Below are 26,734 nucleotides of genomic sequence, written 5' to 3' on the forward strand. Positions count from 1 at the left end.
GTGCCACTCTGCACCTTAGTGCGTAGTAGTACCCCGCGGATGCAGGTTTCATGCATCGCCGGAATTGAGACGGTCTCGCAACGCTGCCGCTACGTAGGCGGAGGGGCCCGGATCGATCATCTCGTTGTGCGCGCAGTCGACCGTGTCGACTGTGATCTCTCCGCCCACGTATTCTCGCCATTCGCCGAGATTGTGACCGTTTCCGTTGGATCGTCCTGCTGCGAAGAACGCGACGTCGCCACCGAAGTACGGCGGACGGTGAGCATTGACCAGTTCGACGGAGTGGGAATATCCGTCACTGATCCGGGCGAGATGAGCTGCTTCGATGCCGGTGCCGGGCCCGAGTGTTCGCTCGAGAAGGTTGGCGGCCTCGTCGAAGGTCGCGACGTTTGTCTCCCCCGCCGGTAGGCCCAGGCCCGCGATCAGTTCGGCGACGGAGAGGTCACCCGGTTGCTCGTCGTCGGTGGACGGGTAACTGTCGAGGATGGCAACAGTCGATACCTGCGCTTGTCGCTTCTCGAGTTCGTGGGCCACCGCGTGGGCGATGACGCCGCCGAGTGACCACCCGACCAGATGGATGGGGCCGCTGGGTGCCAGCGATTGGATGCGGTCTGCGTAGTTCTCCGCAAGTTCGGTGAGGGTACTGAAGTTGGGTCCTCCGCTCAGAGCCGGTAATTGGAGTCCGTAGACAGGGCGATTTACGTCTACGTGCTGGACGAATCCTGCGTATCCCCACGCCAACCCGATACCGGGGTGGATGAAGAACACCGGCGGTTTGGTTCCGCCGCCGCGCAGCGTGACCGCTGGGGCGAGGATGGCCGAGATGTCGGCGGGTTGGTTCTCGTGTTCCAGCTGGTCGGCGGCGCGGGCAACGCCTGCGGGTGTGGGATCGAGGAAGAGTGCTTGCAGTCGGACGCGTCGGCCGATTCGTTGATCGAGTTCGGCGGTGATCCTCGTTGCGACGATGGAGTTGCCGCCGAGGTCGAAGAAGTTGTCGTCGATACCGACACGGTCGACACCCAGTACGGATGCAAAGACCTCGGTTACCACCTCCTCGGTGTGCGTAGTCGGTGGTGCGTACGGCACAGTGCGGTTCTCGAAATCGGGGGTCGGAAGTGCGCGACGATCGAGCTTGCCGACGGGCGTCATCGGGATCTTGTCGACGACGATGATTGCCGCGGGGACCATGTGCGCGGGCAGCCTGGACGAGAGATGATGCCGCAGTTCGGCTTCCGCGATGGTGTGCCCGTCGACCGGCTGTACGTACGCCGCGAGCATGGTGTCGCCGGACGGAGTGTCCTGGCCGAGGGTTGCGGCGAAGGATACGGACGGGTGCGACATCAGAACGGAGTCGATTTCGCCGAGCTCGATGCGGAAGCCGCGGACCTTGACCTGGAAGTCGCTGCGTCCCATGTATTCCAGGGTGTGGTCGGAGTTCCAGCGAACGAGGTCGCCGGTGCGGTACATCCGTTGTCCTGGTTCACCGTACGGGTCTGCGACAAAGCGGTCGGAGGTCAGTCCGGGGCGCCGGTGATAGCCGCGGGCGAGGCCGGGTCCGGTGACGTAGAGCTCGCCGATGACTCCCACGGGAACGGGCCGCAGATGGGCGTCGAGTACCAGTCCGGCAAATCCGATGGCGGGTCGACCGATGTTGATGTTCTTCCCCGGCCGCATCGGCGTGCTGACGGCGGCTTGGATGGTGGATTCGGTGGGCCCGTATCCGTTGAACATCCGCCGGTCGCGTCCCCAGGTGTCGACGAGTTCGGTGGGGCATGCTTCGCCGCCGACTGCGAGTACTTGCAGCTCCGGTAGTGCCGAGCTTTCGATGGAGCTCAACGCGGTGGGCGTGATGAAGGCATGGGAGACGTGTTCGCCGGCAAAGATCTCGGCAAGTTCGGATCCGCCGAACACAGCCGGCGGAATGATGACGAGGCACGCGGCGCTGCCGAACGCCATCATCAGTTCGAAGACCGATGCGTCGAAACTCGGCGATGCGAGGTGCGCGATGCGCGAGTTGGTCTGCACGTTGAAGCGTTGGTGTTCTTCGGCGTTGAGGTTGGACAGGCCGAGGTGGGTGACGATGACGCCCTTCGGCTTTCCGGTAGATCCGGATGTGTAGATGAGATAGGCGGGGTGCCCGAGGCGCAGTGGTCTGGTGCGTTCGGAATCGGTGAATCTGGCTGCACTCGTAGACGTGAGTTCGCGGTTGGTCTGTTCGGAGTCGACCATGATCCAGTCGATGTTCGGCGGTAGCTTCGCGTGCTGTGCGGCGACGGTCAATCCGAGTACCGCCTGCGAATCGTCGAGCATGTGGGTGATGCGCTCGTGGGGGTAGTTCGGGTCGACGGGCAGGTAGGCGGCGCCGGTCTTGGCGACCGCCCAGATCGCGATGACTTCCCAGGCCGATCGTGGCAGGGCGAGGGCGACGTAGTCTTCCGGCCCGATTCCCCGGGCGCGGAGCACTCGAGCCAGTCGATTCGCTTCGGAGTCGAGTTCTCGGTAGGTCAGGGTGCGTTCTTCGCTGGAGACTGCGGGTGCGTCGGGGTTCAGTGCGGCAGCGGTCTCGAGGATTTCGGGCCACGTGCGCGGCCGGGTGGCGTCGGCGCCCAGTGCGGGGACGAGTGATTCGGTCTCGTCGGCGCCGAGGATGTTGATGTCGGCGACGCGAATGTCTGTACCGCGGATCACGGCGTCGAGGATCAGTTGGAGCCTGTGCGCCAATGTGTGAATGGTGTCGGGCTCGAAGAGGTCCACGGCGAAGATGAAGGCCGCGGACATACCGTTGGGTTGTCCCTCCGCGTCGAAGGATTCGTTGACGACCAGTTCGAGGTCTTCCTTGGCCGTCTTGGATTCGGTTCCGAGTGCTTCGACGGTGAGACCGGGTAGTTCCAGCTTCACCTGCTCGTTGTTCTGCAATTCGAGTGCGACCTGGAACAGCGGTGAGTACGACGTGGACCGGGTGGGATTGACTACGTCGACGAGTCGTTCGAATGGCAGGTCCGAGTGATGGTAGGCGGCGAGGTCGGTGTCCCGGACGGCGTCGAGGAGTTCGGTGAACGTCTGATCGGGGTCCACGGAGGTGCGTAGGACCAGCGTGTTGACGAACATCCCGACGAGGCTCTCGAGTTCTTCCTTTCCTCGTCCGGCGATGGGTGTGCCGATGCTGACTTCGTCTGCTCCGGAGAGTTTGGCCAGGAGCACGGCAAGCGCACCGTGGAGTGCCATGAACATCGTGACGCCTTGTTCATGGGTCAGTGCGGTGAGTGCGCGGTGCGTATCGGTGTCGATGTGGAAGTCGAAGCGGTCACCGCGGAAGGTCTGCTGGAGCGGCCTGGGGTGGTCGGTCGGTAGCGCGATAACATCGTCGAGCCCCGCGAGTTGTACGTCCCAGTAACCGATTTGGCTGCTGATGATCGATGTCGGATCGGATTCGGAGCCGAGGACATGTTGTTGCCACAGTGTGAAATCGGCGTACTGAACGGGTAGCGGCTCCCAGGCCGGTGCGATGCCGGCTGTTCGGGACAGGTAGGCGGTCATGACGTCGCGTGCGAGTGGCGCCATGGATGCGCCGTCCGCGCAGATGTGGTGGACCACGACGAACAGGACGTGTTCGGTTACGTTGGTTGGCGTGTCGACGGTGAACAGAGTGACGCGCAACGGGAGTTCGTCGGCAACGTCGAATCCCTCCTGAGCGAGCGCGCCGATTCGACTGACGAGGTCGTCGGGTCGAACAGTTGCGGTAGCGACGGTTGGCAGGGCGTCGGCGACGTCGAGCACCTTCTGGAACGGTTCGCCGTCCGCGGTCGGGAAAACGGTTCGCAGGCTTTCGTGGCGTCCGACGACGTCGAGGATTGCGGCTTTCATGGCATTGGTGTCCAGGTCACCGGTCAATCGCACGGCAAACGGGATGTTGTAGGCGGGTGAGCTGGTGTCGAATTGGTTGAGGAACCACATCCGCTTCTGGGCCAGCGACAGCGGGACGTTTCCGGTTCGTTCGAACTGCGTGAGTGGGACGTGAATGCTGGTCGACGGTCCGTCGTCCCGCTGCGAGGCGATCAGTGCTGCCAGTTGCGCGGTCGTAGGCGATTCGAAGATCGTCCGCACTCCGAGGTCGAGTTCGAGTGCCGTGTTGAGCCTGGACACTACGCGGGTGGCGATCAACGAATTGCCGCCGAGATCGAAGAAGTTGTCGTTGACGCCAACTTTGTCGAGATCGAGGATGTCGGCGAACACTGCTGCGATCTGCCGTTCGAGTGGCGTCCGTGCCGCCTGGAATTCTGTGGCCGGCGCGCTGAAGTCCGGTGCGGGCAGTGCGCTTCGGTCGATCTTTCCGACGGCGTTGCGTGGTAGTTCGTCGACGATGGTGATGCTGGTGGGCACCATGTGGGTTGGCAGACGCCCGGACAGGTGTGAGACAACTGCGGCGGGGCTGAGGTCGGATCCCTTCGAAACGGTGAGATACGACGCGAGGGCGGTGGCGCCGCCGGGTCCTTCGACTCCGAGGGTGACGGAGTTGGTGACACCGTCGATGGAGGTGATCTGGGTGTCGATTTCGCCGAGCTCGATGCGGAACCCGCGCACCTTGATCTGGAAGTCGCTGCGACCGACGTATTCGATGGTGTGGTCGGAGCGCCAGCGAACGAGGTCGCCGGTGCGGTACATCCGCTCGCCTGGCTTGCCGTAAGGGTTGGCGACAAAACGTTCGCTGGTCAGCGCGGTGCGCTGGTGGTATCCGCGGGCCAGTCCGACGCCGGCGATGTACAGCTCTCCTTGCGCTCCGACGGGTACCGGTTGGAGTCTGCTGTCGAGGATGATTTCGCTGACACCTCGGATGGGGCCGCCGATGGTGATCGGTGCGCCGACGGTCATGGGTGCGCTGATATCGGCCATGACGGTGGTTTCGGTGGGTCCGTAGGCGTTGGTGAGTTCGCGTCCGGGAGCCCATTGTGTGACGAGGTGTGGTGGGCAGGCTTCTCCCCCGACCGCGACGTGGCGGAATTCGTCGAGTCCTTCGGCGTTGACGGTGGCGAGGGCGGCGGTGGTGATGAAGGCGTGTGTGACGTGTTGGGTTCTGATGAGGTCGGCGAGTTCGTTGCCACCGTAGACATCGGTGGGTACCAGTACCATCGTGGCTCCCACACCGAAGGCCTGCAGGTATTCGAAGATTGCGCCGTCGAAGCTGGGGGTCGCGAAATGCAGTGTGCGCGAAGTGTGGTCGGCGTGGAAGCGTCGTTGTTGATCGAGTGCAAAGCTGTCGAGACCCGAATGGGTGACGACTACGCCCTTCGGCTTTCCGGTGGATCCCGAGGTGTAGACGATGTAGGCGGCATTGTTCAGGTTGAAGGCGCCGAGCCGTTCCTCCTGACTGATGGGGAGTGTGCACGCCAGTGAGACGTCTCGGGCAAAGGGTTCCTCGTCGAGAACGAGCCACGGTGCGGCTGGTGGGAGTGAATCGACGGATTCGCTGGTGGTGAGGCCGAACAGTACGTTCGAATCGGTGAGCATGTGTTCGATACGATCGGCTGGATAGTTGGGGTCGACGGGAACGAAGACGGCCCCGGTTTTGGTGACGGCCCACACTGCGAGTACAGATTCGATCGAGCGGGCGATGCCGATTGCGACGGCGGTTTCCGGTCCGGCTCCGCGCTTGATGAGTTCGCGGGCCAGTTGGTTGGATTTGCGGTCCAGTTCCAGGTAGGTGAGTGTGCGTTCGCCTGCCGACAGTGCGACGTTGTTGGGGAACGTCGCGGCGGCGTCGGCAAATATTTCGGGGAGCGTCCGAGTGGATCGTCCGGGGGCGCCGAAGACGGGGACAAGGTCGCGGCTTTCGAATTCGGTAAGGATGTGCGTCTTCGCGAGCGGCTGGTCGGGCGCCGCGGCGATGCGCTCGATCACGATGAGCAGGCGTTCGGCGATGATTTCGGTGTCACGCTCGGTGAACTGCGCGGGCTGGTATTCCATCTTGATGTGGAGGGCGCGGTCTTCGGACGCAACTACCGCCAGGGGGTAGTGCGCGGAGTCGCGGCCGTCGATTCCCAGGACGTGCATGCCGGCGATATCGGTACCGGCGGACAGTCCGGCGCGATCGACCGGGTAGGACTCGAAGACCGTCAAAGTGTCGAAGGAAGCCGCGGGGCCGACTGCTGCGGAGATGTCGGTGAGCCCGACGTAGTGGTGGTCGAGCATGCCGGCTTGCTCGCCCTGGATTCGGACGCACAACTCGGACAATGATTCTCGCGCGTTCAGCTGGACACGTATGGGAACCGTGTTGATGAAGAGACCCACCATCGATTCAACCCCGGGCACTTCGGGTGGACGCCCGGAGACTGTTCCACCGAATACGATGTCGTCGCGGCCGAGCAACTCCCCCAGCACAATTCCCCACGCGGCCTGAACGACCGTTGCCATGGTCAGTCCGTGCGAGCGGGCAAAGGCACGGAGAACGTCGGTCCGTTCGGGCGACAGACTGACCGAGCACACCTCGCTCGTCTGCTCAGTGCTCTCGGTGGACGCAGCCAACAGGGTTGGTGTGTCGATCCCCCGCAGCGCGTCTCGCCAGGCTTCGAGAGATGTTTCGCTGTTGCGGGTGGTCAGCCAGGCGAGGTAGTCACGATAGTGCGGTGCGCGAGGGAGGATTTCGGGGTCACCGTTGGTGGCGTACAGCGTGAGCAGGTCGCGCAGCACCAAAGGCGTCGACCAACCGTCGAGCAGGATGTGGTGGTTGGTGATGACGAGTCGAGCCGAGGCGTCACTGATGTGGACGAGCATGAACCTGATCAACGGTGCTGTTTCCATATCGAAACGTTGTGAGCGGTCGGCCGCGAGGAGGCGTGTCCACTCCGATTCGATCTCCGACGGCCGGAGATGGGACAGATCCACCTCGGTCCAGGTGCTCGTCACGCCGGATCGGATGATCTGCAATGCGCGGCCACCTGGTGCTGCGATGAATCCGGCTCGCAGGCTGGGATGGCGATCGAGCAGTGCCGCTGCGGCGAGGCGCATGCGGTCCGGATCGATGCGTCCACCGAGTTCGAGCGTCAACTGCACCATGTACGGGTCGATACCGGTGTCGTCGAATTGTGCGTGGAACAAGAGTCCGGATTGCAGTGGTGAGAGGGACCAGACGTCCGTCAGATCGGGGAATCGTGTGGTCAGGTGTTCGATCGCAGGTTGATCGAGCGTGACGAGTTCGAGGTCCGACGGGGTGAGTTGCCTGGTGTCCCTCGCCTGGACGTAGTTACTGAGTGCGGTTAGGGCACGGATCCACAGTTCGGCTAGTTCCGTCGCGTCGGCAGCGGTGAGGATGCCGCGCGGGAAAGCCCATGTGCTGCGCAGAACCGGGCCGTTGCCACTGTCCGTGGTCACGGTGTTGATGTCGAGCACCGACGCCGCGGGGAGTTGTCCGTTGTGTGGTTCGTCGAGGGCCACCCCAGGAACCGGCAACCACGGGACTTCCTCGGCGCCGGTGTCGGCGCTGCCGAGCCGTCCGAGGTAGTTGAACGAGATCTGCGGCACCGGAAGTGCCTGCAGCGATCGGGCGTCGGCGATGTACTTGGCCATTCCGAACCCGATGCCGTTGTCCGGCACCGCGAGTAGGGTTTCCTTCACCGATTTCACTGCCGACGCGATGGCGTCGCCGCCGGACAGAGCGTCGATGACGGAGACGCCGGCGAGGTCGAGTCGAACCGGGAAGATGGTGGTGAACCAGCCGACGGTACGAGACAGGTCGGCTCCCGGTACTGCGGCTTCCTCGCGTCCGTGGCCTTCGAGATTGATCAAGACGTCGGTGCCGCGCTTGCCGTGCGAGTGACGCCACCCGGTCACGGCCAGCGCCAGTGCGGCGAGTAGGCCGTCGTTCACCGATCCGCCGAACTGCTGTGGCACTGCGGTGAGGAGGTTGTCGGTCACTGCGGAATCGACGTCGACGGTGATCTTGTCCACGGTCGAACCGAGGTCGACGGCCGGGTCGAGTGCTCTGTTGCCGAGCAAGGCGTCACGGCCGGCGGTGGCTTCCCACCGCGCCAGTTCTGAGCGGCGCGCTGGTGCCTGTTCGGCGAGGCCGGTTGCCCACCGGCGCATCGACGTCCCGCCGGCGGGCAGCGTGGCCGTGGTGCCGGCTTCGGCAGCGGCATATGCGGCCGCAAGATCGGGGACGAGTAGTCGCCACGACACACCGTCGACGGCGAGGTGGTGGATCACCAGGAGCAACCGTCCACGCGCGCTGGCTCCGACCGGATCGAGCCACACCGCCGCGATCATCCGGCCGTTTTCGGGATCGAGACGCCGCGACGCCTGGGCTATGGCTTCTTCGGCGGCACGCATGAATTCCGGCCCGTGGTCTGTGGTGATCTCCAGGCGGTGCAGGACGTCCGATGCGCGGACCGTTCCGGGTTCTGCGACGATCAGGCTGCGAGTGGCGGGTTCGAGGCGACTCCGCAATGCGTCGTGGTGGTCGAGCAGGGTTTGCAGAGCTTCGTCCAGCGCGCGGTCGACAGTGTGACGAGGCAGGGAGAGCAGCGCGCTTTGACTGTAGCTGCGGATCAGTTCGAGATCGCCGCCGCTTCGCTCGAGTAGCCATTCCATGATCGGAGTGAGTGGCATGCTTCCGACTGCGCCGCCAGGGAGTTCTTCCAAAGCGGGGGTTGTTTCGAGTGGTTCACTGCGGACCACCTGGGCGAGTCCGGCGACGGTTTTTGCTTCGAACACGTCGCGCGGGGTGAAGGTGAGCCCGGCGTCCTTGGCTCGGGAGACCAGCTGGATCGACATGATCGAATCGCCGCCGAGCCCGAAGAAGGAATCGTCGATGCCGACGGCGGGCAGGCCGAGTACGTCGGCAAAGAGATCGGCGAGCACGGATTCTGTTGCGGTAGAGGGGCTTCGGTTCGACTTCGGTCCCAGGGTCAGCAACGTGAAGTCGGGGGCAGGGAGCTTGCCGCGATCAAGTTTTCCGTTGACGGTCAGCGGAAGCTCGTCCAGGACGACGATTACGGTCGGCACCATGTACGACGCCAATTCAGCCGACACGGATACGGTCACTGCGCCGGAATCGATGCTCGCTCCTGCTTCGGGCACAACGTATCCGACGATTCTCGAGCTGCCACCGTCGCTGCGCACGATCGCAACTGATTGCGCGACGCCGGGGCAGCGGAGCATGGCGGCTTCGATCTCACCGAGTTCGATGCGGAATCCGCGCACCTTCACCTGGAAATCGCTGCGTCCCACGTACTCCAGCTGCCCCGCGTCGTTCCACTTCGCAAGGTCCCCACTTCGATACATTCGATCCCCCGAGCCACCGAAAGGGTCGGGTAGGAACCGCGTAGAGGTCAAGGCGGGCTTTCCGAGATACCCGCGGGTGATCTGGTCACCGGATACATACATTTCTCCGACGACGCCGGGTGGAACCAGGCGTAGTCGCTGGTCCAGGACGTAGACGTTCATTCCTGGGAGTCCGCGGCCGATGATGCTGGCGGACGCTCGATCTGCGTCGTCGCGGCTCAATGCGATGCGACTGACATGGACGGTGGTCTCGGTGATGCCGTACATGTTGATCAGTGCCGGGGTGGTGGGCCTGCGGTCGAACCACTTGCGCAGTTGACCGAGATCGAGCGCTTCCCCACCGAAAATGACGTAGCGCAAGGCCAGGTCGGGTTCACCGGGCGCCGGGTGATGACCACGGTCGGCTTCGGCGAGTTGGTAGAACGCGGTCGGCGTTTGGTTGAGGACCGTGACGCCTTCGCGGCGCAGCAGTTCGTCGAACATGTCCGGCGAGCGGGTTGTGTAGTAGTCGACGACAACCAGTCGCCCACCGTGCAGGAGCGGGCCCCACAGTTCCCAGACGGAGAAGTCGAAGGCGTAGGAGTGGAACATCGTCCACACGTCGGTGTCGTCGAAGCCGAATGTCGGCGACGCGTTGTCCATGAGTGTGAGGACGTTGTGGTGCGAGACGAGCACGCCCTTGGGCTGACCGGTCGATCCGGAGGTGTAGATGATGTAGGCGGTCGAGTCGCCGCGCAGTGGGACCAGCCGATCGGCGTCGGTGATCCGGGACGGCGCGAGGCGCTCGAGGCGCAGGTCGGTTTCCGGCGAGCCGAGCTCGACTACCGGCAGGCTGGAACCCTCGGTGAGACCCTCCGGCAGCATCCGCAGGAACTCGTCGGACGTGATCAGGGCGCCTGGTTGCGCGTCGGCGACGAGGAATCGTATGCGCTCGCCCGGGTAGGTGACGTCGATCGGCAGGTAGGCGCCACCGGCCTTGATCACGGCAAGGAGCGCGATCACCAGTTCGGTGGTGCGGGGCAGTGCGACGGCGACGACGGATTCCGGTCCGATCCCCTGCGCGATCAGTAGCCTGGCCAGGCGATTCGCGCGCCCGTCGAGTTCGGCGTAGGTGAGCGACGTGGTGCCGTCGCCGACGGCTGTTGCGCCGGGATGCGCTGCGACGCTCGCGTAGAAGCGGTCCGCGATGGTGTCATCCACCGTGAGCGACGCATGGCCGGCGTTGTTCCATTCGGTCAGCAGGGTACGACTCTCGTTGTCGTCGAGTACGTCGAGGTCGCCGAGCTTGGTTGCCGGTTCGTGCGCCGCGCCGGTGAGCAGTTCGGCAAACCGGCGGGCATAGGTCGCCATGAGATCGGAGTCGAAAAGATCTGTGGCATAGATGAACTCGGCGTCGATTCCGTCGGGAGTGCCGTGTTCCCCGTATCGTTCCGTGACAGAGAGTTGTAGATCGAATTTGGCGACGGGTAGGTCGATGTCCACCCCGGACACGCTCAGGCCGGGAAGGTCGAGAGTCGGCACCACGTTGTTGCGGAATTCGAGGAGGATCTGGAACAGCGGGGTGTGCGATGTGGAGCGCTCCGGATCCAGTGCGTCGACCAGTCGCTCGAACGGTAGATCACCGTGCTGGAACGCGCCGAGATCGATGTCGCGCACCTGATCGAGTAGTTCCGCGAACGTGGAGTCGAGTGAAAGCGGGGTCCGCAGGACCAGGGTGTTCACGAACATGCCGATCATGTGATCGAGTTCCGCTTCGCCGCGGCCGGCGACAGGTGTTCCGATCACGATGTCGCTCTGGCCGGACAGGCGCGCGGCCAGAGCGGCGAGGGCGCTGTGCAGGACCATGAACATGGTGACGCCGCGCTGGCGGGCTACGTCGGCAAGGAGGCGGTGGGTGGTCGCCGGAATCTCGAACGCCGCGGTGGCGCCGTGCATCGACTGCTTTGCCGGACGGGTGTACGAGGTGGGCAGGTTGATGGGTTCGGGCAGGTCCACCAATTGGTGTGTCCAGTAGGTGAGTTGGCGGGAGATCTCTGAGTCCGATTCTTCCTCCGAGCCGAGGTTCGCGTGCTGCCACAACGTGTAATCGGCGTACTGGACCGGCAGTTCCGCCCAGGTCGGCGCGCTGCCGGTGCTGCGCGCCGCGTAGGCGGCGGCAACATCGAGTGCGAGCGGGTTCATGGAGAAGCCGTCGGCGATGATGTGGTGAGCGACGACCACGAGGACGTGGCGATCCGGAGCGATCTCGAGCAGTGTGCTGCGGATCGGGACCGCGCGCGAGACGTCGAATCCCTCTGACCCGAATTCGAGGATGCGATTGATCAGAGCCCGTTCGGCGACGAGTTCCGGTTCCAGGTTCAGCGGAACGTCACCCGTGGGGACGATGCGCTGTGTCGGAGTGCCGGAGGCGGCGGGGAACATCGTCCGCAGGCTTTCGTGGCGATCGAGGACGTCGCCGAATGCGCGGGTCAACGCGTCGCGGTCGAGTTCTCCGGTCAAGGTGACGGCAAGCGGAATGTTGTATGCCGGTGAGCTGGTGTCGAATTGATTGAGGAACCACATCCGCTTCTGCGCGACGGATACCGGGATGGGGTCGGGGCGCGTGGCCGGGGTCAGTGGCACTCGCACGGCGAAATCACGACCGGCGTTCTGTGTGGCTTGTGCCAGGGCCCGTACCGTCGGGGCGTCGAAGAGGGTCCGGACGCCGATGTCGCAGCCCAGCGCGGCGTTGACTCGTGCGACGACGCGGGTCGCGGTGAGCGAGTTTCCGCCGGCATCGAAGAAGTGTGTGTCGAGGCCGATGGGTCCCGATTCCAGGACTTCGTCGAAGGCTGCGGCGACAAGTCTTTCGAACTCGGTGTTCGGGGCCGTGAATTCTCCGCCGGCGGTGTCGAACTGTGGTTCCGGGAGTGCAGCCCGGTCGACCTTTCCGGTTCCGGTCAGTGGAATATCGTGCAGGATCACTACACTCGCTGGAACCATGTGCGCCGGCAGGTGCTCACGCGCGTGTGTGAGGACGCCGGCGACGGTCACGGCAGCGTCATGGTCGATGAGGACGTACGACGCGAGTGCCTGTTGATCGGCAGGTCCGTGGACGGCGAGGGTCACGGCAAATTCGACGCCGGGCAGTGCGGCAAGGGCAGCGTCGATCTCGCCGAGTTCGATGCGGAAGCCGCGGATCTTGACCTGGAAGTCGCTGCGCCCGAGGTATTCGACGGTACGGTCCGCGCGCCAGCGCACGACGTCGCCGGTGCGGTACATCCGCTCGCCCGGCGCCCCATAGGGGTCGGCTACGAAGCGTTCGCTGGTCAGCCCGGTGCGCTGGTGATATCCGCGGGCCAGTCCGGCCCCGGCGATGTACAACTCCCCCGGTACTCCCACGGACACGGGTTGGAGGCGTCGGTCGAGGACCAGTTCGCGCACGCCCCGGATCGGCCCACCCAGGACGACGGTGCCGTCGGCAGGTATCGGGTCGCTGATGTTGGCGCCGATCGTGGTTTCGGTGGGCCCGTACAGGTTGTGGAAGGACCGTCCGGGCGCCCAGGTGTGCAGTAATTCCGGTGGGCAGGCTTCACCGCCGACAATCACGGACGTCAACGCGTCGATGCCGCTCGGGTCGACGGAGGTGAGCACTGCCGGGGTGAAGAAGCCGTGTGTGACCGTCTGATCGCGCAGGACGGCAGTCAGTTCCTCGCCGCCGTACACGGTGGTCGGCACCATCACCAGGGCGGCGCCGTTGGGGAACGCGAGGAGGTATTCGAGAACGGAGGCGTCGAAGCTTGGCGAGGAGAATGCCAAGGTGCGGGACTGCTCGTCTATCCCGAAGCGCTGACGTTCTTCGTCGGCGAAGTTCTCGAGTCCGGAGTGCGTGACGAGCACGCCTTTGGGTTGCCCGGTCGATCCGGAGGTGTAGATGACGTACGCGGCGTTGCTTAAGCGAGTGGGGTTCACGTTGCGGCCCGATGCGAAGGTGCCCAGACGGGCCTGCGTGTCGGGTGAGTCCAGTTCGATCCATCCGATATCGGCAGGTAGTTCACCGGAATGCTCGGTGGTGGTGATGCCGATGTGTGCGGCGGAGTCGGTGAGCATGAACTCGATGCGCTCACGCGGATAGCGCGGATCAACCGGAACGAAGGCGGCACCGGCCTTGGTGATCGCCCACATCGCGGTGACGGATTCCACGGATCGACTGATGCCGATCGCGATCCGATCCTCGGGTACGACGCCGTCGGCGATCAGCATCCGGGCGAGACGATCGGAGGCGGCGTCCAGTTCACGGTAGGTGAGTTGGCGCTCGCCGGCGGCGACCGCGATCCGGTCCGGGAAACGGGCTGCTGCGTCGGTGAACAGTTCGGCAAGCGTGCGATTCGATCGGCCCGGTGTCCCACGCGCAGGAACCAGTTCGCGCATTTCGTGTTCGGGCATCAGGGACAGGTGAGCGAGCGGCAGGTCGGGCTGCGCGGCAATGAGTTCGAGGGTCCGCATCAACCGGTCGGCTACCGCGTCGACGTCCGGGTCGGCGAGTGCGCCCGGAAAGTATTCGAACTTGAGCTTGAACATGCCGCCGTCGGTGGAAGCGATGACGGCCAACGGGTAGTGCGCGGCGTCCTGCGCGTCGTGAACGTCGAGTACGTGCATTCCGGCGATGTCGATGCCGGCGGACAACCCGGTACGATCGACGGGGTACGACTCGTAGACGGTCAATGTGTCGAACGTGGCAGCGCCGCCCACCGCGGCCGAGATGTCGGGCAGGCCGACATGATGATGGTCGAGTAGTGCGGTTTGTTCATCCTGTACGCGAATGCACAAGTTGGCCAAGGACTCTCGGGCGTCTAGGCGCACCCTGATGGGAACGGTGTTGATGAACAGTCCCATCATCGACTCGATGCCGTGCACCTCGTGCGGACGCCCGGACACCGTGCCGCCGAAGACGACGTCGTCGCGTCCGAGCAACTCGCTCAACACGATCCCCCAGCCCACCTGAATCAGCGTTGCCATGGTGAGTCCGCGAGATCGAAGGAAACCGCGTATGGCTTCGGTTCGCTGGACATCGAGTTCGAGGAAGGTCTCACGCGACGTGGTGGTCAGATCCTCCGCCGTGTGGGCATGCGTGACCAAGGTCGGTTCGTCCATCCCGGCCAAGGCGTGCGACCAGGCTGTCAGTGCAGCATCGGTGTCCCGTCGTGAGAGCCATTCGAGATAGTCGCGGTAAGGATGAACGCGAGAGAGGGCACTCTGGTCGGAATCCGTCGCGTACAGAGTCAGCAAATCCCGCAGCAGCAACGGCATGGACCAGCCGTCCAGAAGGATGTGATGGTTGGTCAGAATCAGCCGATAGGTGGTCTCCCCCGTACGGAGGAGCAGGAAACGCAGCAACGGAGCGACGGCCATGTCGAACCCGCGGACGCGGTCCGCACGGAGCAGTTCGTGGAATTCGGTGTCCTGCTCGTTGACCGGCAGCGGCGAGATGTCGATCTCGGTCCACGGGACCACCGCATCCGCGTGGACGATCTGCACGGAGTTGCCGGCCTCGTCGGTGACAAACGAGGTACGCAGGTTGTCGTGCCGATCCAGCAGTGCCTGAGCAGAGCGGTGGAGGCGAGCGGGCTCGACGCCCTCGAGGTCGAGGGTCAATTGCACGGTGTAGGCATCTACGGTGTGTTCGGCGTACCGCGCGTGGAAGAGCAAACCTGCCTGCAGGGGTGACAGTGACCAGATGTCGGCCAGATCGGGGATCTGCTCCTCGAAGCGGTCGATAGCGTTCTGGTCGAGGTCCACCAACGGGAGATCCGACGGGGTCAGCCCTCCGCGCTCGGAGTTCTCGGCGTGGGTGGCCAGCGCGGTGAGCGCAGTAACCCACAGGTCCGCGATCTCACGGACGTCGCCGGCCGACAGGATGCCGGACGGGTACGCCCACGTCGCTGATAATTGTGGCCGCCCGTCGATGTCGGTGGCGACGGCATTGACGTCCAGGACAGCCGCGAGCGGCATGTCGGATCCCCGCGCGGATGCCTCCAGATCGACATCCACGGTCAACGCCCAGTCGCCTGCACCCTCGGTGGATTCGGAGCCGCCGAATCGGCCCAGGTAGTTGAAGGAAATCTGAGGTGCGGCCGGCCCCGATAGTTGTTGCTGCCCTACATCGTCGAGATAGCGGAGCAGCCCGTATCCGATTCCGCTGTCCGGAATTCCGTGCAGAAGTTCCTTGACGGATTTGAGAAGCGGTCCGGCATCCCCCGTTCCGGCGAGGAGCGCGGCGGTATCGACGTCGGAGAGATTCACACGCACCGGGAAGACGGTGGTGAACCAACCGAGTGTGTGGAGAACGTCGGCCCCAGGGACAACGTGCGCTTCGCGGCCGTGCCCCTCCATCGAGACCAGTACGTCGTCGGCGCGAACTCCGCGCGATGATCGCCACTGAGTAACCGCCAGTGCCAGCGCTGCCAGCAGTCCGTCGTTGACGGAGCCCGAGTACAGCGCGGGCAATGTGGTCAACACCGTTTCGGACACCTCCACCGGAACGTCGACAGAGATACGCGCCAACGCCGAGTCCGTATCGAGGTGGGGGTCCAGCGGCCGTGAACCGATTTGCGGATCCGAGCCTGCGAGCATGGAGCGCCAGAGGTCGATCTCGCTACGCCGGGTCGGGGCGATCTCGGCGAGTGCGGTTGCCCAGCGCCGCAGGGACGTCTCACCGGGGGCCGACGTTGCGGCGGGTGAGAGACCGGCGTCGAGTTGATGGAATGCTGCCGCCAGTTCTGGCACGAGCACCCGCCAGGAGACACCGTCCACCGCCAGATGGTGAATGACGAACAGTAAGCGTCCGGTACCGGTGGGGCCGGACAACCAGGTGACTCTGATCATCGACCCGCTGCGTGGATCCAAGGCGTCACGGGCGTCATCGAGTGCGGCGACAATCGCAGTGTCGAACTCCTCGGTTCCAGGCTCGGCGTCCACCTGCATGTGCCGGCATACCTGGGCCGCGTCGACGCTCCCGACCTCACCGACCACCAATGCCCGGTGCGGTTGCAGTTCGAGCCGAGCACGCAGTGTTCCGTACCGGTCGAGAACGACTTGTACTGCGGCAGTCAGCTGTTCGGTGCGATTCAGATCCGCGGGGGCGTTGAGCAGTGCGGATTGCGAGAACGAATCCAGGCCCGCCGTGTTCTCGGCAAATCGATCGAGCCACCAGTGCGCCACCGGCAGCAGCGGCATGGACCCCACTCCCCCACCTGGCAGTTCCTCCAACACGATGGGGGCGGCGTCGTCAGCGAGCTCGATCAGTGCTGCCAGAGCAGCGACGGTCTTGGCTTCGAACACTTCACGCGGGGAGAACACTATGCCGCTCGTACGTGCGCGTGCCACCAGTTGGATCGACATGATCGAATCGCCGCCGAGCGCGAAGAACGAATCGTCCACGCCGACCGAGTCCAGCCCGAGTACGTCGGCGAACAGCGCGGTAAGGGATGCCTCGAGTTCGGTTTCTGCTGCTCGCGAGTGTGTTCGGGCGGCAGCGAAGTCCGGGATGGGGAGTGCGCGGCGATCGAGCTTTCCGTTGGACGTGCGCGGCAACTCGTCCAGGACGACAACCGTCGACGGCACCATGTGCGGGGCCAATTGGGTACTGACCACCGCAATGACGTCGTCCGGGCTCAGGAGCGAGACTTCGGTGTCCGAGGCGATGACGTATCCGACAATGCGTGCCGGTCCACCGTCACGCTCGACCGTGGTCGCGACGGCTTGGGCGACCCCTGGGCACTGGGTGAGTGCTGTTTCGATCTCGCCGAGTTCGATGCGGAAGCCGCGGATCTTGACCTGGAAGTCGCTGCGCCCGAGGTACTCGAGTTCGCCCCCACCGTTCCAGCGGACCAGGTCACCGGTCCGGTACATCCGGGCCCCTGGGGCTCCGCCCGGATCGGCGACAAAGCGTTCGGCTGTCACACCGGTGAGGTTTCGATACCCGCGCGCCACACCGTCGCCGCTGACGTACAGCTCGCCGGCCACACCGATCGGTACGGGGTGCAGACGCGCGTCGAGAACGGATGCGGTGATCCCGAGCGACGGCCGCCCGATACTGACGCGTCGCGACGGCGCCAACGGTTCGGTGATGCTCGCGACGACGGTCGATTCGGTCGGCCCGTACGCGTTGATCATGATCCGCCCTGGGCGCGCCCAGGCAGCTACCAGTTCCGGTGGGCAGACGTCGCCGCCGGTCCCGACGGCTTCGAGTTCGTCCAGGCCGCTTCCGTCGACGGTGGCCAGCGCGGCGGGGGTGATGAAGGCGTGAGTGACATGCTCGTCACGGAGTAGTGCCGTGAGTTCGTCGCCGCCGAGCATCGACGCCGGCGCGATCACCATCGTTGCGCCCGCGCTCACCGCGAGCAGCAGTTCGAGGATCGAGGCGTCGAAGCTCGGTGAACTGAAATGCAAGGTCCGCGACTGTGCACCGACTCCGAATGTGGTGCGCTCCTGCTCGGCGAGCGCCGCCAGGCCCCGGTGGCTGACCATGACGCCCTTGGGGAGCCCCGTCGAGCCGGACGTGTAGATGACGTAGGCAACATGGTCGAGCGATCGGGGTGCGCGCAGTTCCGCATCCTGGATCGGTTGATCCGACGCCGCAGCGCACTCTGCGCGGACATCCATCGTGTCGAGAACAACCGTGCTCACGTCCGACGGAATGGTGTGTGTGTCATTTGTGGTGGTCACGACGACACACGCGCCGGAGTCGGTGATCATGTGCTTGATCCGGTCCGCCGGGTACGACGGGTCGACGGGAACAAACGCTGCGCCGGTTCGTGCAACCGCCCAGATCGCCAGCACTGATGTCGCTGATCGAGGCAGGGCCAGCGCCACGACGGTCTCCGGTCCTGCACCATGCGAAATTAGCACTCGCGCAAGTTGATTGGCGTGCCGATCGGCAGCGTCGTAGGTAATCTCGATTCCGTCGAAGGCCATCGCGATCGAATCGCTACGGTAGTTCGCCGAGATCAGGTCCGGAAGCAATGCGGGTTCGGGAAGTGTGCGCGAGTCGGCGGCGTGACCGTCGGCAGAGCCGAGCAAGTCGATGTCACCGACCGGCGCATGTGGATCACGGGTGACGGCGTCGGTGATTCGAATCAGATACTCGGAAAAGCGCTCGATGGTGGAGCGCTCGAACAGTGCGCTCGCGTAGGTGAATCCGGCTTCGATACCCGCTGGTTCGCCGTGTTCGTCGAATGTCTCGGCAAGCGTCAACTGGAGATCGAAGTTGGACACCACTGTCTCGAGGTCGAGAAGTTCCACGTCCAGACCGTCAAGGGTCAGGGTCGGCCGCTCGGTGTTCTTGAACTCGAGCATCGCCTGGAACAACGGCGAGTGCGACGTCGACCGCTGCGGTGCCAGCGCATCCACGACGCGTTCGAACGGGATGTCGGCGTTGTCGAAGGCGTCGAGGTCGATGCCACGTACCTGGCTGAGTGCGTCGACAAAGGAGCGAGCGGGATCGAACCCGGTGCGCAGGACCAGTGTTCCCACGAACATGCCGACCAACGGGTCGAGCAGTGCGTTTCCTCGGCCGGCGATCGGTGAACCGATCGCGATGTCGTCCATCCCGGACAGTCGCGCCAGTAGCAGCGCATACGCTGTGTGCATCGCCATGAAAAGGCTGCTGCGAGAATTCTGCGCGGTGGCAAGCAGTCGTCGGTGCACGTCCGCGTCGATCTCGAACCGCAGAGCGGCGCCGGACAGATCCTGAACGGGCGGACGGGGACGATCCGTCGGCAGTTGGAGAACTTCTGGGAGCCCTTCGAGTCGGTGTGTCCAGTAATCGAGTTGGCGGGACAGTTCGCTCCCGTGGTCGGTGATGTCGCCGAGCACTCTCTGCTGCCACAAGGCAAAATCTGCGTACTGGATTGGCAACGTGGACCAATTCGGCAGGAAACCTCGTGAGCGAGCGGAGTATGCGGTCATCACGTCGATTGCCAGGGGCGCCATCGAGAAACCGTCCGCGCAGATGTGGTGCACCACCACGACAAGGACGTGTTCGTCGGTCGATACCTGGATCAATTCCGCTCGGATCGGCGGCGCGGCAGTGACGTCGAATCCGGCCGTGGCCACGTCGTTGATCCGGCTGCGGAGCTCGTCGGACGAGCAGCGGATCAGGGGCAGTGACGGCAACACGTCTTCCGTCGTCGCGACAACCTGGGCGGGAACGCCGTCGATCATCGGGAACGACGTGCGAAGCGACTCGTGCCGATCGAGTACGTCACCGAGCGCACTGTGCAGGGCGCCACGATCGAGGTCGCCGCGCATCCGGATAGCGATCGTCACGTTGTACGCTGACGAGCTGATATCGAACTGGTTGACGAACCACATGCGCTTCTGGGCCAGAGACAACGGGATTCGGTCCGGACGCACCTGCGGTTCGAGAGGAAGTGTTGTCGCCGCGCGTGCCGCGCTCTCGCAGATCAGTGCCAAACCGGCGACGGTCGGTGCGTCGAAGATGTCGCGGATCGACAGGCTCACCCCGAGTGCGTCGTTGACGCGGGCGATCGCGCGGGCCGCAATCAGACTGTTGCCGCCGATGTCGAAGAAATTGTCGTCCACACCGATCTCGTCGGCACCGAGGAGATCGACGAGGACGTCTGCCACGGTCTGCTCGAGCGGCGTGCGGGGTGCGACAAACGCGAACGCACTCGTAAAGGTGGGATCAGGCAATGCCGCTCGATCGAGCTTTCCGGTGGATCCGAGAGGAAAAGCGTCCATCGTGATGATCGACGACGGAACCATGTACGACGGGAGTTCGTCCCGAAGCATCTGTCGAATCCGATCCGCGTCGAGCGCAGCCCCCTTCTCTCCGATCGCGTATCCGACGAGAGAATCACCGAGGGTGCCATCGTGATGAACACGTGCCGCTGCCTGAACGACTCCCGGAGTGCGCAGTATCGCCGACTCGACCTCGGGCAGCTCGATCCGCAAGCCACGAATCTTGACCTGGAAATCCTTTCGGCCGATGTAGTCGAGTTGACCGTCCACCCGCCATCGCACGATGTCGCCCGTGCGGTACATGCGAGCGGCCCCGGTTCGGCTGTAGGGATCGGCGACAAAGCGGTCGGCGGTGAGCTCGCTCCTGCCGAAATATCCGCGCGCCAACTGCACGCCCGCGAGGTACAACTCGCCGTGAACGCCGACCGGAACCGGATGCAGGCGCGAGTCGAGCACGTACACCGCGGTGTTCCAGACCGGAGCGCCGATCGGAACCGACACTCCTGGTCCGGGCAGGTATTCGGCCGCGGTGACGTCCACAGCAGCCTCTGTCGGTCCGTACAGGTTGTGGAGGGCGGCATCGCTCACGCGGGTCAGGGCCATCGCGGTGGCCGGCGGTAGTGCTTCGCCGCTACTGAAGACATGGCGAAGACTGACGCAGTCGGCGCGGGACGCGGCAGCAACGAACTCCGCGAGCATGGAGGGCACGAAGTGGGCCACGGTGACGCGCGATTCGGCGATCAACGTCGACAGGTAGTTCGGATCGCGGTGACCGTCCGGCGCCGCGATCACCAGCTCCGCACCGGTCTGCAGAGGCCAGAACAGTTCCCAGACCGAGACGTCGAATGTGATGGGCGTTTTCTGCAGCACGACATCCGACGGTTCGAGCGGGTAGGCGCCTTGCATCCACTTGAGCCGGTTGACTATCGAACGATGCGATACGGCAACACCTTTCGGTCGACCGGTGGAGCCTGAGGTGAATAGGACGTAGGCGATGTTGTCCGGGCGGAGCGGAGAAATCCGATCGGCGTCGGTAATCGGGCGGGTCGGCGCTGCCCCGAGTTCGACGTCGACAACGTCGATGTCCGCCGGCAGGTGACCGTGGTGTCCACTGCTGCCGAGGATGCACACCGGGGATGCCACGGACAGGACGTACCGGATTCGCTCCTCAGGATGATCCGGGTCAACCGGGACGTAGGCGCCCCCGCTGCGGATCACCGCATGGATTGCCACCAAGAGTTCCAGCGAGCGTGGGATCGCCACCGCGACGCGCTGATCTGGTCCGACGCCGCGATCGATCAACGTTCGTGCCAGTGCGTTCACCTGGTTGTCGAACTGTTGGTAGGTCAGTGCGGCGCCGCCGAAGCGCAGCGCGACGGCGTCGGGAGTTCGCTCGGCTTGGGTGCGGGTCAGATCGTCGAGGGTGAGTGCCTCGAGCGGTCGCGACGTCGTGTTCCACCGCTCGAGTACCAACGCGCGCTCGCCGACTGCGCACAGGTCGATGTCTCCGACGACGGAATCCGGATGCTGCGTCGCAGTGTCGAGAAGAGTGACAAATCGATCGGCCAATCCGGACATGGTGTCGGAGTCGAACAGATCGCTCGCGTAGTTCAATCGCCCCTCGAGGTGATCGCCGCGCTCGGTGACAATGACCTGGAGGTCGAATTTTGCTGCGCCGGTGTCTAATTCGTCCACCGATACGTTCAGTGACGGCAGTGTGACCTCGGTGGGCGTCGCGCCCTCCATGACAAGCATGACCTGGAACAGTGGCGAGTCACCACCGTGACCACTCAGGGCGTCGACCAGCACGTCGTAGGGAACGTCACTGTGCCGCAGTGCTGCCACATCGGTGGCGCGCGTGCGGGTGACGACGGTTTCGAAGCTCGCGGCCGCGTCGACGACGGTGCGGAGGGCCAGTGTGTTCACGAACATGCCGACAACGTCGTCGAGCGCACGCTCACTTCGCCCGGCAACGGGTGTGCCGATGACAATGTCGTTGCCGCCGCACTCCCGCGCGAGGAGGACCGCCAACGCAGCATGCACAACCATGAACACGCTGGCGTCATGCTTGGCCGCGATATCCGCGACGCGGTGATAGGTCGGTGCGTCGATCGTGAAGTTCACGTCGTGGGCGCGCAGGAATCCACGCGCCGGGCGCGGATGGTCCATCGGAAGTTCCGGAAGGTCGTCGCGGGCCGCGAGTTCTCCGCGCCAGAAATCCAACTGCGACCCGAGAATCGAATCGGGCGTTGCCGCGTCACCGACAACGCGTCGCTGCCACTCGCTGAAGTCGCCGTACTGCACCTCGAGCGGCAACCACGCCGGAACCCGTCCGGACTCCCGAGCCGAGTACGCCACCATGACGTCGCGAGCCAACGGCGTCATCGACAGTCCGTCGGCGGCGATGTGGTGTACCACCAGTACCAGCACGTGGTCGTGCTCCGAGGCTTCGAGCAACACCGCCCGCACCGGAGGCGCCGACGTGACGTCGAACCCCAGACGCGCCAACTCACCAGCTCGGGCACGCATCGCGCCGGCGGGAATGGTCTCGACGGTCAGTTCCTGGTTGACCTCGGCGACGCCCCGAACCTTCTGCACCGGGCCCCACGCGGTCGCCGGGAACACCGTGCGTAGCGACTCGTGGCGGATCAGCACGTCACGCAGCGCCGTCGACAACGCCGCCACGTTCAGGGGACCCGTCAGGTGCACGGCGATCGGAATGTTGTACGCCGGTGACGCCGGGTCGAGTTGGTTGATCAGCCACATGCGCTGCTGCGCCAGTGACGCCGGAATCGGTTCGGGTCGCGAAATCCGCGTGAGCGGTGGGAGAAGGGTCTCACGTGAATTCGAGGAATCCGCGCGCGCAGCCAATCCGGCCACGGTCGGCGCCTCGAACAGGTCGAGCACGCTCAACGACGTACCGAGCGCACCGTTCACCCGCGCCACTACCCGCGTCGCAATCAGCGAATCGCCGCCGAGGTCGAAGAAGCTGTCGTCGGTGCCGGCGCGCGCGATACCGAGTAGGTCGCAATACACGGCCGACACGCGCTTCTCGGTGGAACTTTCCGGCGCGCGGTACTCGTTGATCCCCGACGCCTCGTCGATCGCCGGGAGGGCGTTGCGATCGATCTTCCCGGCGGGTGTGAGAGGAATCGCGTCCAGCACCACGATGCGCGAGGGCACCATGTGCGGTGCCAGGGCGGCCGCGGCATGCGCCGTCACCTCCGGTACCTCGATACGCATCCGCGGTGCAGCCGTGACGTACGACGCCAGCATCGTCTGGCCGCTGCTGCCGGTCACACCGACTGTCACAACGTCGTCGAGGCTCGGGTGCTGGCGCAGCACTTCGTCGATCTCGCCCAGTTCGATGCGGAAACCGCGGACCTTGATCTGGAAGTCGCTGCGACCGAGGTATTCCAACTCACCGTCGGCGGTCCAGCGAACCAGATCGCCCGTCCGGTACATCCGCTCGCCGGCCATCCCGTTCGGAGCGGCGACAAAACGCTGAGCCGTCGTGGCGCCCTGTCCGTGGTAGCCGCGGGCGAGCCCGACGCCACTGACGTACAACTCCCCGGCCACTCCGAGTGGCACGGGGTGTAACCGTGCGTCCAGCACCATCACCGACGCTCCGCGGACGGGCTGCCCGATCGTGACCGGCGCATCGCTGCGCAGTGGACCGGCCATGGTGGCGACAACTGTCGTCTCGGTGGGCCCGTACGCGTTGAACATCAATCGGTGACCAGCCCAGTGCTCGACGAGAGACGGCGAGCTCGCGTCACCGCCCGTGGCGATCACACGCAGTAGTGGCAAGTGGTCGGGATCAACGGTCGCGAGGGCTGCCGGGGTGATGAATGCGTGCGTTACTTCGCCGGCGCGCAGGACCTCCGCCAGTTCTTCGCCGCCGTAGACGGTGGGTGGCGCAATCACCATCGTTGCCGCTGCCCCGAACGCGAGCAGGAGTTCGAGAACCGATGCGTCGAAGCTCGGCGAGGAGAAGTGCAGGGTCCGTGAATCGGGGGTGGTGCCGAAGCGGATTCGTAGTTCCTCGGCAAAACTGCTCACACCGCGATGAGTGACCACAACGCCCTTGGGCACACCGGTCGAACCCGACGTGTAGATCAGGTACGCGGGATCGTCGAGTCGCAGCGGCCTGAGCAGATCTGCGCCAGTGATCGGGTCCGTCGAACCGAGCTGCACGTCGGCGGGCACAATCCAGTCGACCGTATCGCCCAACCCGCCCCGGACATCGTCGGTGCAGATCCCGAGCGTCGCCCCGGAGTCGGTCAGCATGTGCGAGATCCGGTCAGCCGGATAGTGCGGGTCGACGGGGAGGAACGCCCCCCCGGCCTTTGCCACAGCCCAGATCGCGATCACCGATTCCTGCGAGCGTGCGAGCGCGAGCGCCACATACGTCCCCGGGCCGACTCCGCGCGCAATCAACTCTCGCGCCAGTGCATTCGAGTGGGCGTCGAGCTCGCGGTACGTCAGCACCTTCTCGCCCATGACTATCGCGTCGGCGTCGGGATTCAATTCTGCAGCGGCGCACAGAATGTGTGCGAGTGTGCGAGGGCTCGCCGCTGCGGGACCGGGAACCGGGCGGAGCAATTCCCCTTCGGTGCCGTCGAGTATCGGCAGGTCACCGACTGCCAGGTCGGGAAATTCCAGCGCCCGGACCAATACCCGCTGCACTCGCTCGAGCACCTGCCGCGCAGTGTGCTCGTCGAGAAGGGCCTGGTCGTAGGTGGCGTCCAAGGTCAGTGTTCCCGCGTCGTCGACGAGACCGATCGCCAGGTCTGCGCCCGCGATGGTGCGGTTGGTAGGTCCGTCGTTCAGGACGACATGAAGTCCGGCGGCGCTCTGGGTGCCAACACCACTATTCTGACGAACCATATTGTCATGGGCGGCAATATCATTCAGCATAGCGGCACAGGCCTGCGCTGGTTCGACAGCGCTGCGGAGCGGCACCAGCGGTGCGCCCGGTGCAAATCGAGCCCCGATCACTATGTCGTCGGTGTTCGTCAGCCGAGACAGCACGATCGCCAGTGCGCCGTGAACAAGGCTGAACGCGTCGGCGCCCGCTGCGCGCATGCGCAGATGCAACTCGTGTGCGATCGGAGTGCGCAAAGTACCGATCTCCGCGCGGCGATCAGCGGTGCGCGGACGGTCGAGCACAAGCGATGCGCCTTCGGGGGCGTCCGTCATCTCCCTGGCCCAGAACTGCTCGAGCTCGCGGGCGCGGGTGCGCTCCCTACCGATCTCAGCGGTCCTGTGATGAATCCGATCGAGCGGTGTGCCCGGACCGGCCGCGATCAACTCACGTATCAACTCGGCGAAATGCGTGTGATGCTCGTCGAGTTCGGCTCGCTCGTAGCGATCCGGGTTGGCGCGAAACTCGATCAGCGTTTTGACCGGGCTGCCGCTCTGATAGATGTTGACCAGCAGATCTTCCACCGGACCGGAGGTCACGATGTGGTACTCGCCGACGATCGGACCCAATGTGATCTCCTGACGGAAGAGCATCACGTTCATCATCGGCCCGGACAACCGCTGGTCTTCCACCGACAGTCCGGCATCACGACGAATGTCCTCGAGGCTGCACCGTTGATGCCGAAGCGCGCCGAGTAGCTCGAGCTGCACCCGCCCCACCAGATCGTCGACAGTGTCTCCGGGAAGCACCTCGATGTGCAGCGGGGCAACATTGACCAACATTCCGCCCGAACGCTGTAGTGGCGCAGTGGTGCGGGCCGAGACCGGCAAGTTGATCAACACGTCCCGATGTCCGGTGCGACGCGAGAGATAGCAGGCCAACGCCGAAATCAGCACAGCAGCCGGTGTTGCGCCCGAACGCGAACTCCACTCGTCCAGCGCTGCGACGGACGTTTCCGACAACGCGCCCGTCACAATCCGGGAATGTGCATGCGGTGGCGCTTCCCGGTCGGCGAGCGTCGATCCGTGGTCCACGCCCGCGATGCGCTGCGCCCAGTACTGTCGGTCAGCGTCGAATCGGCTCGACGCGCGATACGCCTGGTCCAGCTCCGACAGCTTCACCACATCGAGCGCCTTGTTCGGCGCAGGCTCGCGCCCCTCCAGTTCCGCGGTATACAGCGCCGCGATGCGGTTGATGATGGTCATGCCGCTGTAGCCGTCCAGGGCCACGTGGTGAATTCGTGTGTACCACAGGTAATCTCGATCCCCGGTTTGCAGGATCGTCATTTCGACGAGGCGATCTCGGGTCAGATCGAGCGGCGTCGCATGGTCGTTGTCCATCCACTCTGCCGCGGCGTCACGCGGATCGTCGCAACCGCGGAAGTCGAAGTAGTCGACCTCCGCGCCGATCGTCGGGTCGACAATTTGGCACGGCTCGCCGTCCGGGTACATCAACCGCAAGAAGGGTGATTCGAACTCGTGCGCTGCCGTCACCGCTGAGCGCGACAACAAGTCGATGTCCAGATCGCCGTGGATCTCGATGTACTGCGCGATGAAATACGGAACTGCCGGGTGCAACTGCTGCGCAAACCACATACTCCGCTGCACCGCAGACAACGGAAACGCCCCCGCCGGCAGAGTTCGAGACTGTTCGCCTGTGTTGTCGGTACTCAGGTTGTCGGTACTCATCACAACCACCCCCGCGTGCTTCGCTGGGAATGGCGACCGAAAGGTGTGGTTCGGGGATTGAAGAAGTACATCGCACCGCCTCGACATCGAGAGTGGAAAC

Annotated in this window: 1 protein-coding gene; it reads right to left on the reverse strand. The window is 64.5% G+C overall.

Features of this window, described 5'->3' with window-relative positions; translation table 11 throughout:
• Nucleotides 1-48: 48 nt before the first annotated feature.
• The gene (locus tag ACFRFQ_RS09080) at nucleotides 49-26,634 is read right to left on the reverse strand and encodes a non-ribosomal peptide synthase/polyketide synthase (RefSeq protein ID WP_378655875.1); all 26,586 of its coding nucleotides are present in this window, start codon (nucleotides 26,632-26,634) and stop codon (nucleotides 49-51) included.
• Nucleotides 26,635-26,734 lie beyond the last annotated feature (100 nt).

The sequence above is a fragment of the Rhodococcus sp. NPDC056743 genome (assembly GCF_042790355.1).
Taxonomy (GTDB): Bacteria; Actinomycetota; Actinomycetes; order Mycobacteriales; family Mycobacteriaceae; genus Rhodococcus_F.